Origin of the sequence: Bifidobacterium aemilianum (assembly GCF_003315635.1) — a bacterium.
Taxonomy (GTDB): domain Bacteria; phylum Actinomycetota; class Actinomycetes; order Actinomycetales; family Bifidobacteriaceae; genus Bifidobacterium; species Bifidobacterium aemilianum.
In genome coordinates this window covers 16231-27102 of record NZ_PDCG01000013.1, presented here as the reverse complement: position 1 = coordinate 27102, position 10872 = coordinate 16231, and the positions used below count along the sequence as shown (strand labels likewise).

Sequence of the window (10872 nt, the reverse complement as noted above, 5' to 3'; positions counted from 1 at the left end):
ACAACAACAACGGAGGCAACATGAGGCCGCATCGTCAGAGAGAAAGGGGGACCAGTGCGACTACACCAGAACCGCGGATACTCACGAATCATTTGGAGGCTCGTCGCCCATCACAACGCATTGTGCAGCAGCACGTCCAAGCGTTCGGTAACGTTTCCGCCCGCTCCAGCCGGAGCTGACCGGCGGCGGCAACGATCCGGCCGCCGGGCCCTGGGGGTGAACAAGGGCCTGGGGGCCGGATGGTGGCAGCGGCTGGACAGGACTGGCGGGAATGGTAGAAACTGTGACCTGACTTCTGGATGGATGTTCGGAAAAGGGGTCGTACTGGCCGATAAGCACTCAAATGAGTTGTGATTATGAGCGGTGTTGTGCGATAATGTTCGTATGATTTCCTCACAGCGTCAGCATCTGATTCTCAGCAGACTCCGCACCAGGGGCGCGGTCCGCATCACCGCCCTCTCCAAGGAGTTGGAAGTCTCGGCCATGACCATCCGCCGCGACATCGCCGAACTGGCCGACAAGGGCCTGCTCAAGCGGGTCCACGGCGGTGCGGTCTCCACCAGTGCCCTCTTGAGCGAACCGCTCTTCTCGGTCAAGTCACAGATGGACATCGGTCTCAAGGACGCCATTGCCAAGGAGGCGGTCAAGTATGTGTCCCCCGGCGAGGTCATCGCCATCGGCGGCGGCACCACCGCCTATATCTTCGCCCAGCATCTGCTTGAGTCCCAGCAGGCCTCCGGCATCACCATTCTGACCAACTCCATCCCCGTGGCCGAGCTGGTCCAGGCCATGGAATCCAAGGACGTCGAGGTCATCGTGACCGGCGGGGTCATCACCCGCTCCAACTCCCTGGTCGGCCCCATCGCCGACAAGGTCGTGGCCTCCCTGCGGGTCAACACGGTGTTTTTGGGCACCCACTCGGTCTCCTTGCCCCGGGGCTTCCTCATGCCCAACTCCCTGGAGGCGGCCACCGACATGGCCATGATGGAGATCGCCGACCGGACGATCATTCTGACCGACCATACCAAGTGGAGCTCGACCTCCCTTTCCCTCTTCGCCAGCCTCGATCAGGTGGATATGATCATCACCGATGATGGCCTGGCCCCAGACCTGACGGCCAAGACCCGTGAACTGGTCAAGGAGCTGGTGCTGACCCACCAGCAGGACTCCGGTTCCGACAGCAAGACAGCCAGGGAAAGAGAGTAAGCACATGGCGGCACAGTGGACCTCCTACCAACCTGGCCCCTACGCGAACGAGCACATCCGCATCACGCCGACCAAGCTGGCTGACGGACGCGACTTCTTCTACATGGACGACGACCCGGCCTATGTGTCAGGCTCCAAGACCCGTGAGCTCAAGGACCCCAGGCCCCTGGACTACCGCTTCGCCCCCCACATGGATGCCGACGGCCATGAGCTGCCCTACGCCGCCCCCATGATGCGCCGCGACCCCCTGACCGGCGACTGGATCCCCATGGCCACGGCGCGAATGAACCGGCCCATCACCGCAGGGCCCGGCGCCACCGCCACCGGCAACCCCCTGGCCGCCCGCAAGCCCGGCGATCCCTACCAGGACGGGGAGGTGCCCGACAGCGACTACGATGTGGTCATCTTCGAAAACCGCTTCCCCTCCATGGTCCAGGTGCCCGGCCAATCCGGCGAGCCCACCCTGGTGGACGGCAACCCCCTCTGGGAGCAGAAGCCGGCCGCCGGCCGTTGCGAGGTGATCTGTTTTGACCCCGACGAGCAGGGCCTACCTGCCGACCTGCCGGTCTCCCGCCTGCGGACCGTGGTGGAGGCCTGGGCATTCAGGACCGCCGAGATCTCGCAGATGGAGGGCATCGAGCAGATCTTCCCCTTTGAAAACCACGGCCAGGAGATTGGCGTCTCCCTGGCCCACCCCCACGGACAGGTCTACTGCTACCCCTTCATTCCCCCCAAGATGGAACAGGAGCTGCGGCAGAGCCATGCCTACCACGAGCGCACCGGCGGCAACCTCCTCAAGGACATCATGGAGGGCGAATTGGCGGCGGGGGAGCGGGTCGTGATGCGCAACGCCAGCTGGATCGCCTACGTGCCGGCCGCCGCCCGCTGGCCCCTGGAGGTCCACGTGGCCCCCGTGCGCGACCTGCTGACCCTGGACCAGCTCAACGACCAGGAACGCTGGGATCTGGCGCAAATGTATTCCGCCCTCCTCAAGCGCGGCAACGCCTTCTTCGACACCGGCGACGGCCGGGGCATGGACCTGCCCTACATCGCCGCCTGGCACCAGGCTCCGGTGCGGGACCCGCGCCGGGCCAACTACCGGCTCAACCTCCAGTTCTTCTCCTTTAGGCGCTCGCCCAACAAGATTAAGTACCTGGCGGGCTCCGAATCGGGCATGGCGGCCTGGGTCTCGGACACCACGCCGGAGCTGATCGCCCAGCGCTTCCATGAGCTGGGTGCGGTCGACATCGGCTGAGGTTGAGGTTGAGGCCTGTGCTAATGCAGCACAGGCAACACAGGCAGTAGAGACAGCATGACAGAAAGTGAGCATCATGACTGAGCGCACCGTGGCACCGGTCGAATTCGTGGACCAACTCAGCAACCAGGAGGGCGCAGCCCAGGCCGCTGAACTCTTCGGCAAGACCTTCGGCAGGCAGCCCCAGGGAGTCTGGGCCGCACCCGGGAGGGTGAACCTGATTGGCGAGCATACCGACTACAATGCCGGACTCTGCCTGCCCATAGCCCTGCCCCACCGGACCTTCCTGGCCCTGAGCCCTCGTGCCGACAGCAAGGTGCGCCTGGTCTCCGACCTGCAACCCGACAAGATGGTCTACTCTGACCTTGCCGGCCTGGAGGCTGGCGGAGTCAAGGGCTGGATGGCCTACCCGGTGGGTGTGGCCTGGGCCCTACGCGAGGCCGGCTTCGATGGCGTGACTGGCTTCGATGGGGCCTTCGTGTCCTGTGTGCCCCTGGGGTCGGGCCTGAGCTCGTCCGCAGCCATGACCTGCTCGACCGCCCTGGCCCTGGACCAGGTCTTTGGTCTGGGCTTTGGGGCTTGCGACGAGGGGCGGCTGAAACTGATCCAGGCAGCCATGACGGCCGAGAACGACATGGCCGGAGCCTCGACCGGTGGCTTAGACCAGAGCGCCTCCATGCGCTGCACCGCAGGCAACGCCCTGCTGCTGGACTTCAAGCCCGGCCTATCGCCCCTGCAAGGCGCCAGCCAGGAACCCTTCGACCTGGACAAGTACGGCCTGGAGCTCCTGGTCGTCGACACCCAGGCCCACCACCAACTCAACGACGGCCAGTACGACCAGCGCCGCCGCTCCTGCGAGGAGGCCGCAGCCCTGCTGGGGGTAGACAACCTGCGGGTCGTGGCCGACCAGGTAGCCGCTGCCGCTGACCCTGATGCCGCCCTGACCCAGGTCCTGAACCGCCTGGAAGACCCGACCATGCGCAAGCGGGTCCGCCACGTCATCACCGAGATCGGACGAGTAGGCCTCTTTGTGGACGCTTTTGCTAAGGGCGACATCCAGCAGGCCGGAGCCCTCTTCAACGCCTCTCACCAGTCCCTGGCCGAGGACTACGAGGTCACCGTCCCCGAGCTCGACATAGCCGTAGAAGTAGCCCGCGCCAACGGCGCCTACGGTGCCCGCATGACCGGCGGCGGCTTCGGCGGTTCCATCATCGCCCTGGTCGACCAGGGCCGCGGCCCCGCCGTAGCCCAGGCCATAGCCGAGCGCTTCTCCACCGAGGGCTTCCGCGCCCCCCGCGCCCTCAGCGCCGTAGCCTCGGCCGCAGCCGAGCAGGTCGCCTAACTCCATACCCAAAGGCCTCGGCCCACCAGTCTGATTTGGTGGTCCGAGACCTTTCGCGTTTGTTTGGGGGCATCGCAGGCTAGCTACTTCGGTGGCCCCGGTGTCCGTCAAGTCTGACGATGGGCAGGGCTGAGCTAGCTCATATTGCTGCTATATATGGTTCTGCCCTTGCCGCTGATGGTATGAGCGGCAAGGGCAGAAGTTGGTAGCTGGACGTTTAACGGGATGATGAATATCCGGCCATTCAGCCGTGTCAGTTACATAGAATCAACTGACACGGATGAATGTGTCACCGGCTGGCGGTTGGACGTTGGCTCCCGGATAAGCCACGGCCTTCCATAACTCTCCTGACTGTGAGTGTCACTCCGGCTAGTGCCAGTGCCGCCAGTGCGATGATGGTTGGCACCCTGTTGGGTATGCCTCCCGTCATGGGGAGTGGGATGCTGTCGTAGTGGGCGTACAGGGTTATGTTGTCCTGGACGATGGTGGAGAAGTCCCATCTGTCTCCTCCGGTGGGTTGGGTGTACCAGTCGGTGAAGGTGTATCCGGCCTTGATGGGGTTGGTTCCTGGTCTGGCCACGGGTAGGTTGAAGGCGGATAGCCATACGTAGGTGGGTGCCTGCCCGTTCTGTGGGTCAAACTTGACCCGATAGCCCGAATAGGTGATGGTGCCTGAGTAGGCGAAGGTGCCGGCTCCTCCGGCGGTGGTCCATGAGGTGTTCGAGTAGCTGCCTTGGTTGCTCCAGCTGTAGGTGTGTGTGCCGCCGTCGTTCCAGGTGTAGGTTCCGTCGGTGTTGCTGGTGCCTCCGGCGGGGCATGGCAGGGCTCCGGGCGCTCTGGCTCCCGGTGACTTCATTGCCGGGTCGCCGCAGTTGTACCCGCCGGGTCTGCCGCCCAGCCATCGGGAGTTTGCCACGTTCCATTTCGCGGGTCCCAGCGTCACGGTGCTGGCTCCCGGTGTGGGGGTGACATGGATGCTTTGTCCTGTCGCATCGAGCCATTTGAGTCTGGGCCAGGTGGCGTTGTTGGGGTTGATGGGTGTCAGATCGCTGATCTGGTTATGATCCAGATACAGCGTTTGAAGTGTGTTCTGCAATGCGACCAAAGGGGATGTGTCTTTTATTCTGTTGTATCCGAGGTCCAGGGATACCAGATTGGGCAGGTTGGCGATTCCCTCCAGGCTCAGGATGCCCTTGGCATTCAGATTCAGACTTGTTACGGCCTGGTCCACGCTGGTAAAGGTTGCGGTGGGCAACTTGCCTTGCACTGAGGCCACAGCATCGGCCAGGCTGGTGTCGCTGCCGTTGCCGAAGCAGTCACGGAAGGTGCTGGTGTTCACGGTGCACACGCCACCGCGCACGCCGATGCCCCGCTTGGACAGCCCGCCTTTGGGGTTGCTGTCTGATGGTTGATCGGTCTTCTTCGGTGCAGCCTTGGCGGTGTCCTTGTCGGTCTCATTGCCTGAGGCTTGGCCATTCGTGTCGTCTGTGGCAGGTGTCTTGGGCTGGTCCTTGCCTTGGTTCTCATCTTGGCCCGTGTTTGTATTATCGGTGCTGGTGTCGGGTGTTCCTGATGCTGGTTGGCCTGTCTGATTCGATGCAACTGGGCCTTGTTCGGCTGCACCATTGCCGGGCTGCGTGTTCTGGATGTTGCTCTCGTTTTGCTTGCCTGGCGTGCTTGCTGTGTCTGGTCGTAGCGCCTGTGGGACGGTCTGCTGTGACCGTGTGAGCGGATTGGGCCTGGTGTCTGTGTCGGCTATGGGTCTGACCTGGTGGGCTTGTGTGTCTGTCTTGGTCCCGGTGGTGTGGGGTGTGCGCTTTGTGGTGTCCGCTGCGGTGTGGGCTGCGCTGCTTGAGGGTTCAGATCCCGTTAGGGGGGGGGGGGTGATATTTGCTCCATTTGCGGCGGTCATGCCCAGGCAGAGCAGACCGGCGGCAATGGCACGCAAGGCGGTGTTCAACATCTGTATCCAGATTCCTTCAATAGTCTCTCGTACTGCGAATCCGCATGGGCCGGGGAATGGGGCTGCGTAGAGTCTGTGCGCCTTGGGACGGTCTGGCACAGCGCAATGGTCCCGGAATAGTGACGTCTGAATCTCCCCCGTGATTCCAGACGTGGACCGGCCTATGGGTCCAACTGCTGGATAATATACCATAGTCAACTGAAAACAGCTGTGGGGGTCAGGCAGGAGCGATCAGGTAGGGATGCCGGGCGTATGGATTCCATATGCAAAGCAGGTCGTCAGTCCAATACCAGTCTCTGTCTATACTGGGGAAACGTAACTGCCGCTTCCCAGATTCGAGGCTTCCATGAATAAGGCTGTCATCACCGTAGTCGGTCAGGATACCGTCGGTATCATCGCGCGGGTCTGCACTTATCTGTCCGAGCGCAAGGTCAATGTGCTGGACATCTCCCAGACCATTATTGACGGCTTCTTCAACATGATGATGATCGTCGACTACGGCGGCGCCGACCTACCCTTTGACAGCATGGTCACCGATCTGGACGGGTTGGGGCAGGAGATCGGTGTGCGCATCCACTGCCAGCGCGAGGAGATCTTCACCAAGATGCACCGGGTCTGAAAGCCCGACAGCCAAGCAGCAGGTCGGTCTTCCCCTCTGCCCGTATCCATCGGCCATCGTATCGGTACACAGTGCAGCGAACAGTCGGTCTGAACACACCCAAGAGCCGCCGCAAGCCAGTCTTAGCAGTCATATAGTCAGGAGCCACTAGCCATGTTGAATATCATGGAGGTCCACGAGACCAACCGGATGATCGAGCAGGAGAAGCTGGACGTCCGCACCATCACCATGGGCATCAGCCTGCTGGATTGCGCCAGCGACAGCCTGGAGACCACCTGTCGGCGCATCTACGGGAAGATCACCGGCAAGGCTCGCTACCTGGTGGCGACCGGGCAGGCCATCGAGCGCGACTACGGGATTCCGATCGTCAACAAGCGGCTGACGGTCACGCCCATCGCCCTGGTGGGTGCCAGCTGCTGCAAGAGCTCCGAGGACTTCGTGCAGATCGCCCAGACCTTGGACCAGGCGGCCAAGGAGGTGGGCGTGGACCTGATTGGCGGCTACAGCGCCATCGTATCCAAGTCCATGACCCCGGCCGACGAACTCCTGATTCGCTCCCTGCCGCAAGCCTTGAGTCAGACCGATATCGTATGCTCCTCGGTCAACGTTGGCTCCACCAAGACCGGCATCGACATGGATGCCATCGCCCTCCTGGGCCATGTGGTCAAGGACATTGCCTTTGAGACCCGCGACAATGACTCATTCGGCTGCGTCAAGTTCGTCGCCTTCTGCAACGCCCCGGATGACAACCCCTTCATGGCCGGCGGCTTCCATGGGGTCAGCGAGGGCGACTGCGTGGTCAATGTGGGCGTCTCCGGCCCCGGCGTGGTTTCCCGCGCCCTTGACGAGGCCAAGGGCAAGGACATGGAGTTCCTGTGCGAGATCATCAAGCGCACGGCCTTCAAGATCACCCGGGTCGGCCAGTTGGTGGCCCAGGAGGCCTCCCGGCGCTTGGGTGTGCCCTTCGGCATCATCGACCTCTCCCTGGCACCGACCGCGGCCCCCGGCGACTCGGTGGGCGAGGTGTTGGAGAAGATCGGCCTGGACCAGGTGGGCGCTCCCGGCACCACGGCGGCCCTGGCCCTGCTCAACGACCAGGTCAAGAAGGGCGGCATCATGGCCTCCTCCTCGGTCGGTGGACTCTCCGGCGCCTTCATCCCGGTCTCCGAAGACAAGCACATGATTGACGCCGCCGCCTCCGGCTGCCTGACCATCGAGAAGCTTGAAGCCATGACCTGCGTCTGCTCGGTAGGCCTCGACATGATCGCCATCCCCGGCGACACCTCAGCCGCCACCATTTCCGGCATCATGGCCGACGAGGCCGCCATCGGTATGGTCAACCAGAAGACCACCGCCGTCCGCCTCATCCCCGTCCATGGCAAGACCGTCGGCGAGCAGGCAGACTTCGGCGGCCTCATGGGCTACGCCCCCATCATCCCCGTCAACCAGGTGGGCTGCTCCGCCTTCATCGACCGTGGCGGCCGCATCCCCGCCCCCATACACTCCTTCAAGAACTAAGCACAGGGGTTTGAGCCACTACCAGCATCTGAGCGGCTCAATATCTGACGTAGGGTCAGCGGCCGCCGGCGAAGTTGAGCTGGCGCCAGGCCTCGTAGATGGCTATGGAGGCGCAGTTGGTGAGGTTGAGGGAGCGCAGGCTGGGGCGCATGGGCAGGCGGACCTGCTCGGCCACATGCGGGCCTTCCATGATGTCCATGGGGTCGGGGATGTCGCCGGGTTCCGGGCCGAAGAGGAGGATGTCGGTGGGCTTGTATTCCACCTCCGTGTAGAGCTTGGTCGCGTGGGCGGTGAAGGCGATGATGCGGGAATCCGGCATGGAGTTGACCAGGTCATCAAAGTCCGGGTGCAAGACCACGTGGGCCATGTCGTGATAGTCCAGGCCGGCCCGGCGCAGCTTGGTGTCCTTGAGGTTGAAGCCCAGGGGTTCGACCAGGTGCAGGATGGTGCCGGTCACCGCGCACAGGCGGATGGCCGAACCGGTGTTGCCTGGAATCCTCGGGGAGTAGTAGCACAGGTGGGGTGTGACCGTCTCGGTCTGGCCGGCCTCGCTGGCGCTCATCATGGCGTCGATCACGCTGATGGGGTTACCGTGGGCATCGGTCACCAGCTCGTCGGGGCCGTAGTTGGACTTGCGGTAACCATACTCGTACATGGCTTCAATCTCTGGGGCTGCAGGCTTCTGGGCCCCATCTGCCTGCCCCATGGCCTTGCGGTCTGCCTGTGTCTGTGCACCCTCTGCCTGCTTGCTCATAACGCACTACGGTAGCGCCGTCAACAGACAGTCTGGCGGTCAGGCCGTCGGGTATTTGGGCAGTTGGGTAGCTGACCGGTGAGGGCGTCGGACAGTCAGGCAGCCAGATAGTCAGCAGGTCAGCGAGTCAGCAAGACGGTGAGACAGCAAGTCAGCAAGATTGTGAGAGCTTGGACGATTGGAGGTCGGGTGGCCCATGAGTCCAGCAGCTCAGCTGGGGGCGTGGCCGGGAGCAATCAGCTTTCTCCCTTGCTATGCTCGGTGGGTACTGCGCGACGGCCTGTATCAATACAGGCCAGCAAGCAACTGCCAGCGGCCACATCAAGGGCTGCCGGTGGTGAGTCAGCGGCAGGTTTACGGCAGAAGCGACGACAGGAGAGGGTGGGGAATGGCTCGGGAGAGTGATGTGACGCTGGTCAAGGCCTCGGGTCCCCTGGTCAGTTCGGCCCGCAGGCGACTCTTTGCCTGGTGGCAGACCGAGGCCCGGGACCTGCCCTGGCGCTTCGGCCGCACAAGTCCCTGGGGAGTGCTGGTTTCGGAGGTCATGAGCCAGCAGACCCAGATGAGCCGGGTCGTGCCCTACTGGACGGCCTGGATGGAGGTCTGGCCCGACGCGGCCGCCCTGGCCGGTGCGACACCCGCCGAGGTCATCGTGGCCTGGGGGCGCTTGGGCTACCCCCGCCGAGCCTTGCGCCTGCAAGCCTGCGCTCGCGCTGTGACCGAGCAATACCAGGACCATCTGCCCGACGACTACGAGTCACTGCTGGCCCTGCCCGGCATAGGTGACTACACGGCCTCGGCGGTCATGAGCTTCGCCTACAACCGGCGAATCGCCGTCATCGACACCAATATTCGCAGGGTCCTCTCCCGTGCCTTCCAGGGTGTGGAATCCCTTGGGGGAGCCACCAGCCCGGCCGACCGTCGACTGGCCAACAGTCTGCTGCCGCAGGATAGGGGCGATGGCTTCGGCAGTGAGCTTGAGACCCAGCCGCCATCGGTCAAGTGGAACCAGGCGGTCATGGAGCTGGGGGCAACGGTCTGCACTGCGAAGAACCCCCTGTGCGAGGACTGCCCCCTGGCTGAAACCTGCCTCTTCCTGGCCGCTGGCCGACCTGGTTTGGGGGAGAAGCATACCCGCCCCCGGCAAAGCTTCACCGGCACCAACCGGCAGGTTCGCGGCAAGATTCTGGATGCCCTGCGCAGGCAGGAGGGCAGCCTGACCCGTGCCCAGGCCGAGGCCCTGTGGGAGGACCAGATTCAGCTCGACCTCTGCATCGCCAGCCTGGACGAGGATGGCCTGATTGAGATGGCTGCCGACGGTTCCCTCTCCTTGCCCAGGTGAGTGCCGCCGCCGATTCGCTCCGGCTGACTGAACGCCACCCCTGATCTCAGCAGGCATACCCCCAGACTCACCCCAGACTTTCGTCCCGGACCCACCCTTGACTCGTACCTCAGGCTCACCTCAAAACCTCTCAGAGTCATCATGGACTTCTTGTCCCATGCTTGTCCCGATTCGCTCCAGACTTTCGTCCAGACTCACCCCAAAGGTAGATAGCAAGGTGAAGAGCCTGATATACACTCATAGCATGGTCAAGTCGAAGCGTAGGGTGAGTCCACAGCAGCGGCGTATCTACCGCCGCCGCCGGGTCGTTGCCGCCATTGCCTTGGTCCTGACGCTCTCGCTGCTGATCTTTTGCCTCTACAGTCTGGGGCGGGGTATCGCGGCGCTCGGCTCGGTGGCCGGGGTCGGCTCGGGGCCGGACCTGAGCCGCAGCAAGGTCTCATCGCCAGTCAAAGTCTCCAAGGTCAGGAATTGCAAGGCCTCCGACCTGCAATTGGAGCTGTCTACCAAGAGTCCCAGCACTGAGGTGGGCGGCTCTGTGGAGTTCAAGGAGACCGTCAAATACGTGGGCGGTTCCAGCTGCCTCATCAATACTGCCTCCGATTCACTGGTGCTCACCATCACATCGGGCAGCGATCATATCTGGCGGTCGGATGTCTGCCCGGCGGATTCCCATACGATCCTTATGTCCAAGGCCGACAACATGGACAGGTTCGAGCAGCCGGTCACTTGGGACGCCGAGCGCAGCAGCGACAGTTGCACCGAGGGTTTCGCCGCCCCCAAGGTGGATAGTGGCAGCTACTCGGCCAAACTCAGCCTCAAGGGTCAGAAGAAGGCCGTCAGTCAGACCTTGCCCCTGCTGGTCGAATAGCC

At 63.1% G+C, this 10872-nt stretch carries 9 protein-coding genes; 7 read left to right on the top strand and 2 right to left on the bottom strand.

Annotation, left to right across the window (positions count from 1 at the left end):
- The first annotated feature begins 384 nt into the window (after positions 1 to 384).
- The 3 genes from CRD60_RS07985 (at position 385) to galK (ending at position 3803) form a co-directional block, all read left to right on the top strand.
- Positions 385 to 1206 carry a DeoR/GlpR family DNA-binding transcription regulator gene (locus CRD60_RS07985; RefSeq protein ID WP_113860748.1) on the top strand — a complete coding sequence of 274 codons (822 nt, stop codon included), beginning with the start codon at positions 385 to 387 and terminating at the stop codon, positions 1204 to 1206.
- A 4-nt stretch (positions 1207 to 1210) separates the two neighbouring features.
- Positions 1211 to 2461, top strand: coding sequence for a galactose-1-phosphate uridylyltransferase (gene galT, locus CRD60_RS07980; RefSeq protein WP_113860747.1), 1251 nt, complete (start codon positions 1211 to 1213; stop codon positions 2459 to 2461).
- Between the two features lie 91 nt (positions 2462 to 2552).
- Positions 2553 to 3803 (top strand): galactokinase, encoded by a 1251-nt coding sequence (gene galK, locus CRD60_RS07975; RefSeq protein WP_113860751.1) that lies wholly within the window; start codon positions 2553 to 2555, stop codon positions 3801 to 3803.
- Positions 3804 to 4092: 289 nt separating this feature from the next.
- Here galK and CRD60_RS07970 read toward each other — a convergent pair whose 3' ends face one another.
- Positions 4093 to 5766: an InlB B-repeat-containing protein gene (locus CRD60_RS07970; protein ID WP_161522221.1), complete on the bottom strand. Its 1674-nt coding sequence runs from the start codon at positions 5764 to 5766 to the stop codon at positions 4093 to 4095.
- 346 nt (positions 5767 to 6112) lie between these two features.
- On the opposite strand from CRD60_RS07970, the gene CRD60_RS07965 reads away from it, so the two are divergent.
- Positions 6113 to 6385, top strand: coding sequence for an ACT domain-containing protein (locus tag CRD60_RS07965; RefSeq protein ID WP_113860745.1), 273 nt, complete (start codon positions 6113 to 6115; stop codon positions 6383 to 6385).
- Between the two features lie 153 nt (positions 6386 to 6538).
- A complete protein-coding gene (locus CRD60_RS07960) occupies positions 6539 to 7903 on the top strand; it encodes a PFL family protein (RefSeq protein WP_113860744.1) in 1365 nt (454 codons plus the stop codon).
- 55 nt (positions 7904 to 7958) lie between these two features.
- Here CRD60_RS07960 and CRD60_RS07955 read toward each other — a convergent pair whose 3' ends face one another.
- Positions 7959 to 8609 carry a tRNA (cytidine(34)-2'-O)-methyltransferase gene (locus CRD60_RS07955; protein WP_113860750.1) on the bottom strand — a complete coding sequence of 217 codons (651 nt, stop codon included), beginning with the start codon at positions 8607 to 8609 and terminating at the stop codon, positions 7959 to 7961.
- 436 nt (positions 8610 to 9045) lie between these two features.
- On the opposite strand from CRD60_RS07955, the gene CRD60_RS07950 reads away from it, so the two are divergent.
- Positions 9046 to 9999, top strand: coding sequence for an HhH-GPD family protein (locus CRD60_RS07950; RefSeq protein ID WP_113860743.1), 954 nt, complete (start codon positions 9046 to 9048; stop codon positions 9997 to 9999).
- A 217-nt stretch (positions 10000 to 10216) separates the two neighbouring features.
- Positions 10217 to 10870 (top strand): hypothetical protein, encoded by a 654-nt coding sequence (locus CRD60_RS07945; RefSeq protein WP_113860742.1) that lies wholly within the window; start codon positions 10217 to 10219, stop codon positions 10868 to 10870.
- Positions 10871 to 10872: the final 2 nt, after the last annotated feature.

Coding starts and splice junctions, on each gene's coding strand:
- CRD60_RS07985 (WP_113860748.1), top strand. CDS start 385: ATGATTTCCTCACAGCGTCAGCATCTGATTCTCAGCAGACTCCGCACC.
- galT (WP_113860747.1), top strand. CDS start 1,211: ATGGCGGCACAGTGGACCTCCTACCAACCTGGCCCCTACGCGAACGAG.
- CRD60_RS07970 (WP_161522221.1), bottom strand. CDS start 5,766: ATGTTGAACACCGCCTTGCGTGCCATTGCCGCCGGTCTGCTCTGCCTG.
- CRD60_RS07965 (WP_113860745.1), top strand. CDS start 6,113: ATGAATAAGGCTGTCATCACCGTAGTCGGTCAGGATACCGTCGGTATC.
- CRD60_RS07960 (WP_113860744.1), top strand. CDS start 6,539: ATGTTGAATATCATGGAGGTCCACGAGACCAACCGGATGATCGAGCAG.
- CRD60_RS07955 (WP_113860750.1), bottom strand. CDS start 8,609: ATGGGGCAGGCAGATGGGGCCCAGAAGCCTGCAGCCCCAGAGATTGAA.
- CRD60_RS07950 (WP_113860743.1), top strand. CDS start 9,046: ATGGCTCGGGAGAGTGATGTGACGCTGGTCAAGGCCTCGGGTCCCCTG.